Source organism: Nocardioides sp. P5_E3 (assembly GCF_054049275.1).
Window position 1 is genome coordinate 38,814 of the sequence record NZ_JBFUMR010000009.1, and the last position, 15,796, is coordinate 54,609.

General features: G+C 72.0%; 13 protein-coding genes. 10 read left to right on the top strand and 3 right to left on the bottom strand.

Going from position 1 to position 15,796, the window contains the following annotated elements:
* Positions 1-64: 64 nt before the first annotated feature.
* From ACXJKB_RS07400 to ppdK, 3 genes are all read left to right on the top strand, one after another.
* Positions 65-1,912 (top strand): multicopper oxidase domain-containing protein, encoded by a 1,848-nt coding sequence (locus ACXJKB_RS07400; RefSeq protein ID WP_457186905.1) that lies wholly within the window; start codon positions 65-67, stop codon positions 1,910-1,912.
* A 694-nt stretch (positions 1,913-2,606) separates the two neighbouring features.
* Positions 2,607-3,350: an NUDIX domain-containing protein gene (locus tag ACXJKB_RS07405; RefSeq protein WP_457186907.1), complete on the top strand. Its 744-nt coding sequence runs from the start codon at positions 2,607-2,609 to the stop codon at positions 3,348-3,350.
* 14 nt (positions 3,351-3,364) lie between these two features.
* The gene (gene ppdK, locus ACXJKB_RS07410) at positions 3,365-6,043 is read left to right on the top strand and encodes a pyruvate, phosphate dikinase (RefSeq protein WP_457186909.1); all 2,679 of its coding nucleotides are present in this window, start codon (positions 3,365-3,367) and stop codon (positions 6,041-6,043) included.
* Here the strand turns inward: ppdK and ACXJKB_RS07415 are convergent.
* Entirely contained in the window at positions 6,029-6,976 is a 948-nt protein-coding gene (locus ACXJKB_RS07415) for a tetratricopeptide repeat protein (protein WP_457186911.1), read from the bottom strand. The genes ppdK and ACXJKB_RS07415 overlap by 15 nt on opposite strands.
* Positions 6,977-7,033: 57 nt before the next feature.
* Between ACXJKB_RS07415 and ACXJKB_RS07420 the strand changes: the two genes are divergently transcribed.
* The 3 genes from ACXJKB_RS07420 to ACXJKB_RS07430 all read left to right on the top strand — a co-directional run bounded on the left by ACXJKB_RS07420 (position 7,034) and on the right by ACXJKB_RS07430 (position 9,073).
* Positions 7,034-7,609, top strand: a complete 576-nt coding sequence (locus tag ACXJKB_RS07420; protein WP_457186913.1) for a GtrA family protein — start codon at positions 7,034-7,036, stop codon at positions 7,607-7,609.
* Between the two features lie 76 nt (positions 7,610-7,685).
* The gene (locus ACXJKB_RS07425; protein WP_457186915.1) at positions 7,686-8,417 is read left to right on the top strand and encodes a hypothetical protein; all 732 of its coding nucleotides are present in this window, start codon (positions 7,686-7,688) and stop codon (positions 8,415-8,417) included.
* Between the two features lie 164 nt (positions 8,418-8,581).
* Positions 8,582-9,073, top strand: a complete 492-nt coding sequence (locus ACXJKB_RS07430) for a hypothetical protein (protein ID WP_457186917.1) — start codon at positions 8,582-8,584, stop codon at positions 9,071-9,073.
* Here ACXJKB_RS07430 and meaB read toward each other — a convergent pair.
* Together meaB and ACXJKB_RS07440 are read right to left on the bottom strand one after the other, a co-directional pair.
* Positions 9,070-10,041, bottom strand: coding sequence for a methylmalonyl Co-A mutase-associated GTPase MeaB (meaB, locus tag ACXJKB_RS07435; protein WP_457186919.1), 972 nt, complete (start codon positions 10,039-10,041; stop codon positions 9,070-9,072). The genes ACXJKB_RS07430 and meaB overlap by 4 nt on opposite strands.
* A gap of 19 nt (positions 10,042-10,060) precedes the next feature.
* Positions 10,061-11,251, bottom strand: a complete 1,191-nt coding sequence (locus ACXJKB_RS07440; protein WP_457186921.1) for an acetyl-CoA C-acetyltransferase — start codon at positions 11,249-11,251, stop codon at positions 10,061-10,063.
* A gap of 259 nt (positions 11,252-11,510) precedes the next feature.
* Here ACXJKB_RS07440 and ACXJKB_RS07445 point away from each other — a divergent pair, with 259 nt between their 5' ends.
* From ACXJKB_RS07445 to ACXJKB_RS07460, 4 genes are all read left to right on the top strand, one after another.
* A complete protein-coding gene (locus tag ACXJKB_RS07445) occupies positions 11,511-12,266 on the top strand; it encodes a LamG-like jellyroll fold domain-containing protein (RefSeq protein ID WP_457186923.1) in 756 nt (251 codons plus the stop codon).
* Positions 12,267-12,348: 82 nt separating this feature from the next.
* On the top strand, positions 12,349-12,798 hold the full coding sequence (gene mce / locus ACXJKB_RS07450) for a methylmalonyl-CoA epimerase (RefSeq protein ID WP_300051475.1): 450 nt from the start codon (positions 12,349-12,351) through the stop codon (positions 12,796-12,798).
* A 115-nt stretch (positions 12,799-12,913) separates the two neighbouring features.
* Positions 12,914-14,254, top strand: coding sequence for a crotonyl-CoA carboxylase/reductase (gene ccrA, locus ACXJKB_RS07455; protein ID WP_457186925.1), 1,341 nt, complete (start codon positions 12,914-12,916; stop codon positions 14,252-14,254).
* Positions 14,255-14,416: 162 nt separating this feature from the next.
* Positions 14,417-15,751, top strand: coding sequence for a hypothetical protein (locus tag ACXJKB_RS07460; protein WP_457186927.1), 1,335 nt, complete (start codon positions 14,417-14,419; stop codon positions 15,749-15,751).
* The last annotated feature ends 45 nt before the right edge of the window (positions 15,752-15,796 follow it).

Genomic DNA, 15,796 nt, shown 5'->3' on the forward strand with positions numbered 1-15,796 from the left:
GCGAGGTCCAGACCACCGCGGACGAGGGGTGCCGACCCTCCGTCGCTCATGCACACTCGGGACGATGACGGGGATCCTGCGTCGTAGGCAGACGGCCTGGCTGGTCGTCGTCGTGGCGTGCGCCCTCGCTCTCGTGGCCATCGACCCCGGGCCCGGGCCGGACGGACGCAGGGCCTCGGCCGAGCCGGTGCGCAACGCCACGATCGTCATCGAGGAGGGCGGCGCCCGGACCGGCTTCGCCACGCCCGACGTGACCGTCGGTGGCGGCGGCACCGTCACCGTGGTCAACCTCGACTCCATGGACCACACCGTCACGTCGGTCGCCCGCGGCGCCGACGGGACGCCCCTGTTCGACGTACGCGTCCCCGCGGGCACGTCCGCGACCGTCCCCGGGGTCGAGTCGCTGTCGGCCGGCGCGTGGGCCTTCTACTGCAAGTTCCACCCCAACATGCGCGGCGTCGTCAACGTCGAGGGGGTCGCCGGCGGCGTCGAGCCCGTCGACACGCGTTTCGAGCAGCCGCTCGTGGTCCCCAGCACCCGCCACGGCGCCGACATCAGGCTGGTCATGCGCCGCGCGGAGGTGCGGACCCTCCCCCACGGGCCGCGCACGTCGATGTGGACCTACGACGGCAGCTATCCCGGGCCCACCATCAGGCGGCGTGGCGGGCGCGACACCGAGGTGACCGTCGTCAACCGGCTCCCCCGCGGCGCCGGGTCCATGTCGACGCACCTGCACGGCGACCACCACGCCTCGGCGGATGACGGCCAGCCGACGACGAACCTGATCGCGCGCGGCAGCGAGCGGACCTACGACTACCCGCTGGTGGTCGACGGCCGTCCCGAGCCCGGCTCGTTCTTCTGGTACCACGACCACCGGATGGACCGCACCGCCCGCAACAACTGGCGCGGCCTGCAGGGCATGTTCATCGTCACCGACCCGCCCCGGCGTGGCTTGAGCCTGCCAACGGGCAACCGCGACGTGCCGCTGATGGTCTCGGAGCGCTCGTTCACCAGCGGCAACCAGCTGACCGACCCGTTCGCCGACGGCCCGAAGATGGTGGGCCACCACGGCGACATGTCGTGGACGGGTGCCAACGCGCCGCCGGACGACGCGACGATCGGCGACAAGGTCCTGGTCAACGGCCGCTACGCGCCGTACCTCGACGTGTCGGCGACCCGCTACCGCCTGCGGCTGCTGAACTCCTCGCCCTTCTCGAGCTACAACTTCACGCTGTCCGACGGCCGGCCGTTCCTGCAGATCGGCACCGGCAGCGGCCTGCTCCCCAAGGCCGTCGTCCGGTCCGGCGTGCTGCTCGGACCGGCGCAGCGCGCGGACGTGATCGTCGACTTCAGCGGCGCCACGGGCCAGCGCCTCGTGCTCGCGTCGGTGCCGGCCGCGAGCGGGACCTCAGGGGACGACGCGCGCGAGACCGCCGTCATGGAGTTCCGGGTGGGCGCGCCGGCCCGGGACGCCTCGCGGCTGCCGTCACGCCTGCCGTCGCCGAAGCTGGTCTCGCCCGTCCCGGCGAAGGTGTCGCAGACGTGGACGTTCGGGCTCGAGGAGTCCTCCCACCACGGCAGCGCCTGGACGATCAACGGCCGCGCGTTCGACCCGCGCCGGGTCGACCACCGCGCCCGCCTCGACACCGTCGAGCGGTGGCGCTTCCGCAACACCAGCGACGTCACGCACTACGTCCACATCCACGCCGAGCAGTGGCGCACCCTGCGTCGCGACGGCAAGCGCCCGCCCCCGTGGGAGCGGGGCCTGGAGGACACCTGGCGGCTCGAGCCCGGTGAGGAGGTCGAGGTCGCTGCCCGCTTCTCCGACTACACCGGCCCCTTCATGATCCACTGCCACATGCTCGACCACGAGGACCACGGGATGATGGCCCGCTTCGACGTCGTCCGTTGATGTGACACAGCGCCAGCCAGCTCTCGTCACGGATCTGTCCCGGTTGTGACACTGCCCCACGGCTGTGCATCCGACCCAGCCCGTGCCACAACACCGTCGACTGTGGAGGACGGGTCGCACATCCTCGCGTCGGTTGCTGCAATGGGCGCGTGCCCAAGATCGTCGACTACGCAGGACGGTTCGCCTTCTTCGAGCTGGCGAGCTTCACGCTCGTGCGAGACCACGGAGTGGACCGACTCAGCCGTCACGCCCTGGCGAAGGTGCTCGCCACCTCCATCAGCACGGTCCGGCGGCTGCTCAACCCAGAGGCCGACCTCCGTCGGCTCGCGCTCAACGAAGTGGCCGTCCGTGCCGGAGCAGGTCGCCGAGGAGCTGGTGTGGTGGCGGCTCGCCGTCGCGGCGCCCACGACGGCGTCCCTGCGCCGGGCCACTGGAGGGCGAGCTGGACGCGGTGGTCGCCGAGCGCCAGGCACGCGAGGAAGACCTGGCCGATCGGCTCGAGACCGTCGTGCGAATCACATCGCCCGAGCTGGACGGGCCTGCAGTCGCCCACCACACACAGGTGCTCCACGCACTCGTGGACGGACTCGGCGTGGCGGTGAGCCTGGGGCGCCTGCGCCCTGACGAAGCAGGGGCCCTCGCGCGGGCCCACGTCGCGACGCTGGGGCTGGCTGCCCCTCGCTAGGGTGAGCGGGTGTCCTCCTCCATCCGCGTGATCACGGTGACCGACGGCGTGGCGAGGATCGACTGGGACGATCGAGCGACCACCGATGACTTGAGGCGCGAGGTGGCGTCCGCGCTCGTCGAGCACGTGCGCGTGGAGGCATTGGTCGGGCTCGAGGACCGCGAGGCGCAACGCTCAGCCACGTGGGCCGGCCTCCTCAAGGAAGGTGTCAGCCGGGGGCTGACCCTCGACGGCGAGGTGACCGACCGGGTCGTGTACGCCCGGGTGCGCGACGACCGTCCGGTCGACCACCCCGAGGGCTTCCGGTCCCTCCTCAACTCCTTCCTCCCCCGCAAGCGGGCGATCTCCCAGATGCTCGTGCGCGACCCCGAGGGACGCGTGTTGCTGTGCCAGCTGACCTACAAGCGCGACTGGGACCTCCCCGGCGGCGTGGTCGAGGTCGGCGAGTCGCCGCGGCTGGCGGTGCGGCGCGAGGTCGAGGAGGAGCTCGGCCTCGACATCGAGCCCGGCGAGCTGGTGCTCACCGACTGGCTCCCCGCGTGGGGTGGCTGGGACGACGCGGTGTGCCTGGTCTTCGACGGGGGCACCCACGACCCCGAGGTGCTCGCGCGCGTGGTCATGCAGGAGCGCGAGATCCGCGACGTGCGCTTCTGCACGCTGGAGGAGGTCGACGAGCTGGCCGCCGACTTCACCTCCCGGAGGGTGCGGGCCGCGGTCGCGGGCGACCAGCCGTATACGGAGTCCGGTCGCTGAGGCAGGATGCCTTCATGACCTGGGTGTACGACTTCGCAGAGGGAAGCAAGGACAAGAAGGACCTCCTGGGCGGCAAGGGCGCCAACCTGGCCGAGATGACCAACCTCGGCCTGCCGGTCCCGCCTGGCTTCACGATCTCCACCGAGACCTGCCGCGCCTACCTCGCCGAGGGAGGCGAGCCCGAGGGGCTGGCCGAGGAGGTCACCGAGCACCTCGCGGCGCTCGAGGAGGCGATGGGCAAGAAGCTCGGCGACGCCGACGACCCGCTCCTGGTGTCGGTGCGCTCGGGCGCGAAGTTCTCCATGCCGGGGATGATGGAGACGGTCCTCAACGTCGGGCTGAACGACACCTCGGTCGGCGGCCTGGCGGCCCGCAGCGAGTCCGAGCGCTTCGCGCAGGACTCCTACCGCCGGCTGCTCCAGATGTTCGGCGGCACGGTGCTGCACGTCGACTCCGAGCTCTTCTCCGAGGCGCTCGACGAGGTGAAGAAGGCGAAGGGCACGGAGAACGACCTCGACCTCGACGCCGACGACCTGCGCGGGGTCGTGGAGACCTTCAAGGACATCATCAAGGCCGAGACCGGCCACGACTTCCCGCAGGACCCGCGCGAGCAGATGGACCTCGCGATCCGCGCCGTCTTCGACTCGTGGAACACCGACCGCGCGCGGCTCTACCGCCGCCAGGAGCGGATCCCCGAGGACCTCGGCACCGCGGTCAACGTGCAGGCCATGGTCTTCGGCAACTTCGGCATGGACTCGGGCTCCGGCGTCGCCTTCACCCGTGACCCCGCCAGCGGCGCGCAGGGCGAGTACGGCGACTACCTCCAGAACGCCCAGGGCGAGGACGTCGTCGCCGGCATCCGCAACACCGTGTCCCTGGCCGACATGGCCGAGATCGACCGGGCGTCCCACGACGACCTGATGCAGATCATGACGCGGCTCGAGCGCCACTACCGCGACATGTGCGACATCGAGTTCACCGTCGAGCGCGGCAAGCTGTGGATGCTGCAGACGCGCGTCGGCAAGCGGACCCCCGAGGCGGCGTTCCGCATCGCGGTCCACATGGTCGACGAGGGCATGATCCAGATGGACGAGGCCGTGCTCCGCGTGACCGGCGACCAGCTGGCCCAGCTGATGTTCCCGCGCTTCGACGAGTCCGCCGACCGCACGCTCCTCGCGAAGGGCATGAACGCCTCCCCGGGCGCCGCCGTCGGCAAGGCCGTCTTCGACTCCGACACCGCCGTGGAGTGGGCCGATCGCGGCGAGGACGTCATCCTCGTCCGCAAGGAGACCAACCCCGACGACCTGCGCGGCATGGTGGCCGCCCGCGGCATCCTCACCAGCCGCGGCGGCAAGACCTCGCACGCAGCGGTCGTGGCGCGCGGCATGGGTCGTACGTGCGTGTGCGGCGCCGAGTCGCTCGACGTCGACACCAAGGCCGGGGAGTTCCGCGTCCGCGACGGCGAGACGATCCGCGAGGGCGACGTCATCTCCATCGACGGCACCACCGGCGAGGTGTTCGCCGGCGCCGTGCCGGTCGCCGACTCGGTGGTCGTGCGCCACTTCGAGGGCGAGAAGCTGGACGACGACCTCGCCCAGGCGGTCGCCCGGATCATGGCCCACGCCGACGGCGCCCGCCGGCTGCGGGTCCGCAGCAACGCCGACACCCCGGACGACGCCGCCCGGGCCCGCCGCTTCGGCGCCCAGGGCATCGGGCTGTGCCGCACCGAGCACATGTTCCTCGGGGAGCGTCGCGAGCTGGTGGAGAAGCTCATCGTCGCCGAGGACGAGTCAGGCGTGGAGGCCGCGCTCGACGAGCTCCTCCCGCTGCAGCGCCAGGACTTCACCGAGATCCTCGAGGCCATGGACGGCCTGCCCGTGACGATCCGGCTGCTCGACCCACCGCTGCACGAGTTCCTGCCCGACCTCACCGAGCTCAGCGTCGAGGTCGCCCTCGCCGAGGAGCGCGGAGAGGTCGACGAACGCGCGAAGCAGCTGCTCACGCACGTCCGCCGGCTCCACGAGCAGAACCCGATGCTGGGCCTCCGCGGCGTGCGCCTGGGCATCCAGATCCCCGGCCTGTTCCGCATGCAGGCGCGTTCGATCGCCGAGGCCGCCGCGGACCGGATGGCCGCCCACGGCACGCCGCGGCCGGAGATCATGGTGCCGCTGGTGGCGAGCGTCCGCGAGCTCGAGATCGTCCGGGCCGAGATCGACCAGCAGATCGCCGAGGTCGAGGAGGAGCGCGGGGTCAAGCTCGACATCGCCATCGGCACGATGATCGAGCTGCCGCGAGCTGCCTTCCTGGCCAACCGCATCGCCAAGTCCGCCGACTTCTTCTCCTTCGGCACCAACGACCTGACCCAGATGGCGTGGGGCTTCTCCCGCGACGACGTCGAGGCGTCGTTCTTCTCGCGCTACTTCGAGCACGGGATCTTCGACGTCTCGCCGTTCGAGTCGCTCGACCAGCTCGGCGTCGGCGGCATGGTCGAGATGGGGACGAAGAAGGGTCGCAAGACCAAGCCCGACCTCAAGGTCGGTGTGTGCGGCGAGCACGGCGGCGACCCGCTGTCGGTCCACTTCTTCGACCAGGTGGGCCTCAACTACGTCTCGTGCTCGCCCTTCCGCGTGCCGGTCGCCCGGCTCGAGGCCGGACGCTCGGTCCTCGGGAAGCGGGACTCAGAAGAGCGCTGAGGCCAGGTTGCGACGGCCCGCCAGCACGCGCGGGTCGTCGTTGCCGACTGCCGCGAAGAGGCCGAGGAGGTGGTCGCGCGCCTTCTCCCGGTCCTTGTCGGAGGTGCGGGCGACCAGGTTGACCAGTCGGGTGAAGGCGTCCTCGACGTGCCCGCCGAGCATGTCGAGGTCGGCGACCAGAGTCTGCGCGTCGACGTCGTCGGGGCTGTCAGCCGCCGCGGCCCGGGCGGCGTTGAGGTCGACGCCCTGGGTGCGCTGCATGACCTTCGCGATCGCGAGACCGCCGGCGGCCTCCACGTCGGCCGGGTTGGCGTCCAGCAGCTTCTGGTACTCCACGACCGCGGCGTCGATGTCGCCGGCGGCGAGCGCGTCCTCGGCCGGGGCGTAGCGCGGGTCGACGACCTCCTCCTCACCCTCGGTCGCGGGTGCGCCGCCTGACCGGGGCTGGTGCCGGCCGGTGATGCCCTGGGCGGTGAGCTGCTGACCCAGCTGGCTGAACAGCGTGGAGAGCTCCTCGGGCGACAGCGCCCCGGGGATCGGCTGGCTGACCGGGCGGCCGTCGAGGACCACCATCGTCAGCGGCACCTGAGGGATCTGCATGGCCTGGGCGATCTCGGGGTGGGCGTCGACGTCCACCAGCGCGGCCAGCAGCCGGCCCTCCAGCCGCTCGGCCTCGGCGGCCACGTCGGCGGCGTACTGCTCGCTGCCCGGCGCCTGGGCCGCGGAGTGGAAGACGATGACGACGGGCGCCGTCGTCGACTCCTGCAGCACCTGCTGGAAGTTCTCCTGCGTGATCGCGACGGAGTACGCCCCTCCGGCGGACCCGGCCCCGGACCCGGCGCCGGCGGTCGGGGCCGCCTGCTGCGGCGCCGGCGGCCGGCCGAGCCCGGAGAGGTCGATGGCACCTGGGCGGCTGAAGGGCTGCTGCGTCATGGGCCAATCCTAGGGAGGTGGGCCTCGAACGGGCGCGGGGGTCGGTAGCCTCGGCGTATGGGATCCCGGGGAGCCGCGCTGATGACGCGGCACCGGCGCAACGTCGGCCTCCTCGTCCGGTTCGGCGTCGTGGGCGCCTCGGGCGTGCTGGTCAACCTGCTGACCCTGGTGGTGCTGCGCCGCTACGGCCCGCACTTCGACGACGCGGTCCTCGCCCTCGGCTCGTCCGGGTTCAACCTGCGCTGGTACCACGTCTACTCGACGATCGCCTTCCTGGTCGCCAACCTCACGAACTTCCAGCTCAACCGCACGTGGACGTTCAAGAGCAACCTCGCCGCACCCTGGTGGCGCGAGTACTGGCCCTTCCTCGCGGTGGGCCTGGTGGGTCAGGTCATCGGACTGGCCCTGCTCACGCTGCTCATGCACCCCGACTCCGTCATCAGCCTGCCGCGCGACGTCTTCGACGACTCCTCCGGGCTCCGCAACCGGCTCTACTGGTCGCAGCTCATCGTGATCACGGTGGTGACCCCCTTGTCGTTCCTGCTGAACAAGCTGTGGACGTTCGCCGCCGTCCGCACCGCGCGGCTGGACCTGCTCGAGGAGCACCGGGACGACGGCGTACGCGTCGAGTGAGCCCCGTCCAGCCCTGTCGCCCGACAGCTACTGCGTGGTAGAACATGCCGGGGTCTCTAGGGGAGGGCACGTCTCGATGACGACAGCGGGGTCGTACGACTTCAACGGCTACCAGGTGCTGGTGGTCGGCGGCACACGCGGCGAAGGACACCGCATCGCCTCGGCCTTCTCGGCCTCCGGCGCGTCGGTGACGGTCACGGGCACGATGATGCTGCGCTCGCTCTACGACAACGACCTCTCGGCCTTCGCCTACGAGTCGGTCAACCTCGCGCGGCAGGACTCGATCGACCACCTCGCCGGCACGATCGGCCACATCGACGTGCTGGTGCTGGCGGCGTCCTGCAACCTGCCCTACGGCCTGCCGCCCGACGAGCAGGCCTTCATCACCGAGGCCGCCCGCTCCGGGCTGCTCGGTCCCACGTTCCTGACGACCCGGCTCCGGCTCAAGCTCAGCCAGAGCCCCGCCCTCGGCGGCGGCTGCGTCGTCAACACCGGCGCCGTGACCAGCTGGCTGCAGCTGGCCAGCACCCCCGAGGCGGCCCAGCGCGAGCTGGCCGAGTCGACCGCGCGCGCCGGCCGCAACTGGGCCGGCCTGGGCGTGCGGGTCAACTCCGTGCTCCAGGAGGGACGCACCGTGCTCCCCCGCCAGTACGCGCCCAGCGTCGCGCCGGTGGGCGGCAGCCGGGTCGCCGGCGGCACCCTGGTCCGCAGCCAGCCCCGGGTCGGCGACGCCGTCACCGACGCCGCGCTGTTCCTCGCGAGCAGCGCCGCCGCCCGCATCACCGGGCAGACCCTCCGCATCAGCTGACGGCGGACCGCTCGGGCACCACGCGCTCGGGGCAACATCTCCGAATCGCCTCGCGGAGCCGTGCGCCGCGGTTACATTTCACCCACACGGAAGCCACACGGAACCAACAGGACCCGTCGCCGTCTCGGGTCGGCCGCTCCCCCGTTCCCTCGGAAGGACGTCCCTTGACCGCAGAACTGGTCACCCCGCACCCGCTCGCGCGGGCCGGCTCCTGGACCGGACGTGCCTCCCGGCGGGGCCGTGAGCCGCTCCTCGAGCAGTCGCCGGGGCCCGACTCTCCCGTCGGAGCCCTGTGGGCCTCCCTCGTCGAGGTGCTGGGGGCCATCGACGGTCCGTCGTCCGCGCTGCTCGCGACGGCGAACGGCGACACCGTGGCGGTCCACGGCCTGGCGCAGGCGGACGTCGCCCGGGTGGCGCGTCAGAGCAGGGCAGCCTTCGCGGCCCGCCCCCCGGGCGGGCCGGACCCGGACCGGGCCGTCGACACGGCGGAGCTCACGCTCGGACTGCGCCACACGGTGATCGCGTCGGTGCCCTCGCCCGCGAGCGAGCGCCACCTCCTCACCGTGACTGCCCAGGGCGTCAGCGTGCAGGTGCTGGAGGCATGGACCCGCCAGCTCGCCGACGACATCCACCAGGCGTTGTCGACGACGGCCTAGCCGGACGTCCGTCCGTCGGCCAGGAGCTCGTCGGCCGCGGCGTAGGGGTCCACCGCGCCCGCCACCACGCGCTGGGCGAGCGCGTCGAGGTCGGCGCCCGCGTCGGCACGCCCCCACCGCTCGCGCAGCGCCGCGAGGGCGATCGCCTCCACCTCGCGCCGCGCCCGGACCGTACGACGCCGGGCGAGCTCGCCCGACTCCCGCAGCCACGCCGCGTGCCGGTCGACCTCGGCGAGCAGCTCGTCGATGCCCTGTCCCGTGCTGGCGACCGTCTGGAGCACCGGCGGACGCCAGGCTCCGTCGCGGCGCTCGGCCATCGTGAGCATGGTGCGGAGCTCGCGCCGGGTGCGGTCGGCGCCCTCGCGGTCGGCCTTGTTGACGGCGTACACGTCACCGATCTCCAGGATCCCCGCCTTCGCGGCCTGGATGCCGTCCCCCATGCCGGGTGCGAGCAGCACGAGCGTGGTGTCGGCGAGGCCCGCCACCTCGACCTCGCTCTGACCGACGCCGACGGTCTCCACGACCACCACGTCGCAGCCGGCGGCGTCGAGGACGCGGACCGCCTGCGGGGTCGACCACGCCAGGCCGCCGAGGTGGCCGCGAGCACCCATCGAGCGGATGTAGACGTCGCGGTCGAGCGCGTGGTCGCCCATCCGCACCCGGTCACCGAGGAGCGCACCGCCAGAGAAGGGCGAGGAGGGGTCGATGGCCAGGACGCCGACGCGCTTGCCGGCGCGCCGCATCCCGGCGACGAGGGCGTTGGTGGAGGTGGACTTGCCGACGCCCGGGGCGCCGGTGATGCCCAGGACGTGTGCCCGACCGGCGTCGGGACCGAGGGCGGACATCACCTCGCGCAGGAGCGGCGAGGCGTCCTCCACCAGCGTGATGAGCCGCGCGACCGCGGCCGGGTCACCCTCGCGGGCACGCGCGACGAGGTCGGGGACCGCCTGGGCTCCCCGCCTCGTCACGCCGCGCGACACGCGCTCCTCACGCAGAGGGCACGCGGACGATCAGGGCGTCGCCCTGGCCGCCACCGCCGCAGAGCGCAGCGGCACCGACGCCGCCACCGCGGCGCTGGAGCTCGAGGGCGAGCGTGAGCACGACCCGCGTGCCGGACATGCCAACGGGGTGTCCGAGGGCGATCGCCCCGCCGTTGACGTTGACCTTGGCGTCCTCGATGCCGAGCTCGCGGGCGGAGGCGATGCCGACGGCGGCGAACGCCTCGTTGAACTCGACGAGGTCGAGGTCGGAGGGCGAGATGCCCTCCTTCTCGCACGCCTTCGCGGTCGCGGCGGCGGGCTGGAGCTGGAGCGTCGAGTCGGGGCCGGCCACCTGGCCGTGCGCACCGATCTCGGCGAGCCAGGTCAGGCCGAGCTCCTCGGCCTTGGCCTTGCTCATCACGACCACCGCAGCGGCGCCGTCGGAGATCTGCGAGGCCGAGCCGGCGGTGACGGTGCCGTCCTTGCTGAAGGCGGGGCGGAGCTTGCCGAGCGACTCGACGGTGGTGTCGCCACGGACGCCCTCGTCCTCGGAGACCACGACGGGGTCCCCCTTGCGCTGCGGGATCTCCACCGGCACGACCTCGTCGGCGAAGACGCCGTTCTTCCAGGCGACCGCGGCCTTCTGGTGCGAGTACGCCGCGAAGGTGTCCTGCTCCTCGCGCGTCAGGTTGGCTCCGGCCGCGTTGCACTCCTCGGTGAGCAGGCCCATCGCCTGCGAGGTGAACTGGTCGAAGAGCGCGTCGTAGGCCATCGAGTCGACCAGCTTCACGTCACCGAACTTCACGCCCTCGCGCGACTTCGGGAGGAAGTGCGGGGCCTGGGTCATCGACTCCATGCCACCGGCGACCACGATCTCGCACTCTCCGGCCCGCACCAGCTGGTCGGCGAGCGCGATGGCGTTGAGGCCGGACAGGCACACCTTGTTGATGGTGATCGAGGGCACCGACATCGGCACGCCACCCTTCACCGCGGCCGTGCGGGCGGGGTTCTGGCCCGCGCCGGCCTGGATGACCTGGCCCATGATCACGTAGTCGACCTGGTCGCCGCTGACGCCGGCCTTCTCCAGGGCGCCCTTGATCGCGACGCCGCCGAGGTCGGCAGCCGACTGGTCCTTGAGCCCGCCGAGCAGGCGGCCGATCGGGGTGCGAGCCCCGGCAACGATGACGGATCCAGACATGACGGGTGCCTCCAGCGATCGGGTCGAGGTTCGGGGGTCGTGCTCCTTCGGACACTACCCACCGCGGCACGCCCGCCGGGAGGGTGTCCCCGCCGCCCGGAGTGAGGCGCTCGTCACAGCACGGACCGGGACCCGACGCTCCGTCATCAAATTGTGGGAGGCCGTACGTTCCCTCACCCCTGGGGGTGGGCGGACGCGGTGGGCTTGCTCCGCCAGCGGTACTCGGGACTCGCACCCACCCCGTCACGAGGAGTGCCCGATGAACCGGTTCCGCCGAAGCCTCACCTCCGTCGTCGCCCTGGCCACGACCGCGACCATCGCCGTGGCGCTCGCCGCTCCGCCGGCGCGCGCCCGGACCGGAGGCGTCGGGGGGCTCTGGCTCCTCGACGAGGGTTCCGGCCAGGTCGCCAACGACCTCTCCTACAACGGCAACCGCGGCATGCTGGGGACGACCGCGGGCGTCGATGCCAACGACCCCACGTGGGTCTCCCTGCCGAAGCTGCTCCTCCTCAAGCGCGCCGCCCTGCGGTTCTCGGGCGCGCAGAGCGTGCGGATGCCTGACGCCCCGTCGCTGGAGCCGGACGGCGTGACCGTCCTGGCTCGCGTGCGCAGCACCGGCGCCGGCGCCTTCCGCTACGTGATGTCCAAGGGTGCCTTCCAGTGCGAGAACGCGTCGTACGGCCTCTTCACCGACGCCGACGGCGGTCTGGTGTTCTACGTCTCCGACGGCACGGACGTCTACCGCTCCGCCGATGCGGGTGCCGGCCTCTGGGACGGTGAGTGGCACACGGTGATGGGTGCCTTCGACGGCACGTCGATCCGCCTCTACGTCGACGGCCGCCAGATCGGCACTCCCGTCCCCGCGGCGGTGAGCGTCTACTACGGGATGCCGACCGGCGACGACTTCTACGTCGGCGACTACGGCGGCCCGTGCGCCAGCCCGCTCGGCTTCGTCGGCGACATCGACGCGGCGGCCGTGCTCGGCCGCTACGACAGGACCGCCACGCTGGGATAGGCCATGGAGAGCCGCTCGGCCCCGGGAGTGGCGACGGTCACACCCCCTCGCCCCCGGGCCCGGCGTCGTACAGCATGACCCCATGACCCCCGAGCTGAGCGACGTCCGGCACCTCTTCACCGCCATCGACCACGTCGGCATCGCCGTGCCCGACCTCGACGAGGCCATGGCCTTCTACCGGGAGGCCTACGGCATGGAGGTCCTCCACGAGGAGGTCAACGAGGAGCAGGGCGTCCGCGAGGCGATGGTCGGGGTGGGCGACTCCGGCTCGTGCATCCAGCTGCTGGCGCCGCTCTCCCCCGAGTCGACGATCGCCAAGTTCCTCGAGCGCAACGGCCAGGGGATCCAGCAGCTCGCCTTCCGGGTCGATGACGTGGAGCACGTGGCCGACGTGCTGCGCGGACGCGGCCTGCGCCTGCTGTACGACGCCCCCCGGCGCGGCACCTCTGACAGCCGCGTCAACTTCATCCACCCCAAGGACGCCGGCGGCGTGCTGGTCGAGCTCGTCGAGCCCGCCGCCCGCCCGCACTGACGCCTGCGCCCGAGCGACGTACGTCACACCTCCGACCGCTCGAGGTTACTCGCCGGTATCTTGACCGCCATTCGTGCCCCCGATGCCTCACCCGATGCCTCACCAGGAGACACCCGTGCAGAACATCCTCGACGCCATCCAGTCCGGCAACGCCACAGCGGAGGACTTCGCGAGCCTCGAGCTCCCGGAGTCCTACCGCGCCGCCTTCGTGAAGAAGGAGGAGGTGGACATGTTCGAGGGCCTCACCGCCAAGGAGAAGGACCCCCGCAAGTCCCTCCACGTCGAGGACGTGCCGCTGCCCGAGCTCGGGCCCGGTGAGGCGTTCGTGGCGGTGATGGCGAGCGCCATCAACTACAACACCGTGTGGACCTCGATCTTCGAGCCGGTCTCGACCTTCGGCTTCCTCGAGCGCTACGGCCGTAACAGCGAGCTGACCAAGCGCCACGACCTGCCGTACCACGTGGTCGGCTCCGACCTGGCCGGCGTCGTGCTCAAGACCGGGCCGGGCGTCACGAAGTGGAGGCCCGGCGACCGCGTCGTGGCGCACTGCCTGTCCGTCGAGCTCGAGGGCCCTGACGGCCACAACGACACGATGCTCGACACCGAGCAGCGGATCTGGGGCTTCGAGACCAACTTCGGCGGCCTCGCGGACGTGGCGATGGTCAAGGCCAACCAGCTCATGCCCAAGCCCGAGCACCTGACCTGGGAGGAGGCCGCCTCCCCCGGCCTCGTCAACTGCACGGCCTACCGCCAGCTCGTCAGCAAGAACGGCGGCGACATGAAGCAGGGCGACAACGTCCTCGTCTGGGGCGCCTCCGGCGGCCTCGGCGGCTTCGCCACGCAGTACGCCCTCAACGGCGGCGCGACGCCCGTGTGCGTGGTCTCCAACGAGGAGAAGGCGAAGATCGCCCGCAGCATGGGAGCGGAGCTGATCATCAACCGCTCCGAGGAGGGCTACAAGTTCTGGAACGACGAGGGCACCCAGCAGGACCCGCGGGAGTGGAAGCGCTTCGGCGCCCGGATCCGCGAGCTCACCGGCGGCGAGGACATCGACATCGTCTTCGAGCACCCCGGCCGCGAGACCTTCGGTGCCTCCGTCTTCGTCACCCGCAAGGGCGGCACCATCACGACGTGCGCCTCGACGTCGGGCTACATGCACGAGTACGACAACCGCTACCTGTGGATGAACCTCAAGCGCATCATCTCCAGCCACTTCGCGAACTACCGTGAGTCGTGGGAGGCCAACCGCCTCATCGCCAAGGGCAAGATCCACCCGACCCTCTCGAGGACCTACACCCTCGACGAGGTCGGCCAGGCCTCCCTCGACGTCCACCGGAACGCCCACCAGGGCAAGGTCGGCGTCCTCTGCCTCGCCCCTGAGGAGGGGCTGGGCGTGCTCGACCAGGAGATGCGGGCCGAGCACGAGACCGCGATCAACAGGTTCCGCGGCGTCTGATCCCGCCTGAGGTCTCGGAACTGAGATCGGGCCTGAGACCTTTCACACCCCGGTTCGCGCGACTCGCACGAAGTCGCCCGCGAGCCGGGGTGTGTCTTTTGGAGGGCATCGGAGAGACTGGCTCCGACGCAGTCCGTACGAGTTGAGAGAGGGTGCCTCACCATGGCTTCCGACCAGGGCCTGTCCATCTTCGACGAGCCGGAGTCCGCCGACGACAAGGCCGCTCCGAGCGGCTCGACCGCGCGTGAGACCGCCGGCGAGGAGACCCAGGTGCTGCCGGTCACCCCGAAGGACGAACCGCCGGCAGCGGCGAAGAACTCTGCCGCGAAGAAGGCTCCCGAGCCGAGCGCGGCGGCCGAGCCGACCCCTCCGCCGACCCCTCAGCCGGCTGCCCAGCCGTCTGCCCGGACGACGCCCCCGCCCGCCGCTCCCGCGGCCGAGGCGACCCGGCGCTCACCGGTGGTCCCCCCGGCCGCACCGCGCCCCGCGGTGCCCGCCCAGGCGAGCAATCCCCTCCCCGTGGTGCGCCGCGGCGGCTACGACAAGGCAGCGGTCGACCAGCGCGTCCACCAGCTCCACAGCGAGAAGTCCGGCCTGGCGACCAGCCTCGCCAGCAGCGAGGAGCGAGTCATCGAGCTTGAGTCCGAGCTCGAGCGGCTGCGCCAGGAGGTCTCCGAGAACACCAACCCGACCTACGCCGGCCTCGGCGGTCGCGCCACCTCCATGCTCAAGATGGCCGAGGACGAGGCGGCCGACGTGCGCACCGCCGCCCGCCGCGAGGCCGACGAGATCCGCACCCAGGCCGAGCGCGACGCCCACAGCATCCGTGCCGACGCCGCTCGCGAGGCCGACGACATGCGCATGGTCCAGCTCAAGGAGCTCGACGAGATGCGCTCGCGGCTGACCGCCGACGCCGAGACCGAGCGCAGCCTCGCCAAGGCCGAGGCCGAGGACCTGCTCGCCTCCGCGCGCCGCGAGTCCGACCAGGTCCGGCTCGCCGCGCAGCAGGAGACCAACGAGATGCGCGTGACCGCCACCCGTGAGGCGGAGCAGGCGCGCGCCGCAGCGGACCGCGAGGTCCAGGAGGCCCGCCGCACGCTGGCCGTCGAGAAGGAGCGGCTCGCCCGCGAGGCGACCGAGCACCACAGCAACGCCACCTCCGAGACCCAGCGGCTGGTGGCCGAGGCCGAGGCACGGGCGAACGCTGCCGAGCAGCGCGCGCGTGAGGCCACGTCCCAGGCCAACACCCACCGCCAGCAGGCCCAGTCCGAGTCCGAGGGTCTGCTCACGCGGGCCCGGCGCGAGGCCGAGCAGATCGTCGCCTCGGCCCGCACGCAGGCCGACTCGATCGGGGCGACGCGGGTCGCCGAGGCGGAGCGCGAGCTGGCCAACATCCAGGCCGAGGTCGACCGCGCCGCGAAGCGTCGTGACGCCATCACCGCCCAGCTGGGTGCCCTGCGCGACGTCGTCGCGGGCTTCGGCGAGGACGAGTCCTGAGCTGGCGCGTCCGGCTCCGGGAGCTCGTCACCTCCGGCCCCGGCA

Excerpts from the sequence above, each read along its gene's own strand:
- ACXJKB_RS07415 (WP_457186911.1), bottom strand. The coding sequence starts at position 6,976 with ATGACGCAGCAGCCCTTCAGCCGCCCAGGTGCCATCGACCTCTCCGGG.
- ppdK (WP_457186909.1), top strand. The coding sequence starts at position 3,365 with ATGACCTGGGTGTACGACTTCGCAGAGGGAAGCAAGGACAAGAAGGAC.
- ACXJKB_RS07400 (WP_457186905.1), top strand. The coding sequence starts at position 65 with ATGACGGGGATCCTGCGTCGTAGGCAGACGGCCTGGCTGGTCGTCGTC.
- ACXJKB_RS07425 (WP_457186915.1), top strand. The coding sequence starts at position 7,686 with ATGACGACAGCGGGGTCGTACGACTTCAACGGCTACCAGGTGCTGGTG.
- ACXJKB_RS07460 (WP_457186927.1), top strand. The coding sequence starts at position 14,417 with ATGGCTTCCGACCAGGGCCTGTCCATCTTCGACGAGCCGGAGTCCGCC.
- ACXJKB_RS07445 (WP_457186923.1), top strand. The coding sequence starts at position 11,511 with ATGAACCGGTTCCGCCGAAGCCTCACCTCCGTCGTCGCCCTGGCCACG.
- ACXJKB_RS07420 (WP_457186913.1), top strand. The coding sequence starts at position 7,034 with ATGGGATCCCGGGGAGCCGCGCTGATGACGCGGCACCGGCGCAACGTC.
- ACXJKB_RS07440 (WP_457186921.1), bottom strand. The coding sequence starts at position 11,251 with ATGTCTGGATCCGTCATCGTTGCCGGGGCTCGCACCCCGATCGGCCGC.
- mce (WP_300051475.1), top strand. The coding sequence starts at position 12,349 with ATGACCCCCGAGCTGAGCGACGTCCGGCACCTCTTCACCGCCATCGAC.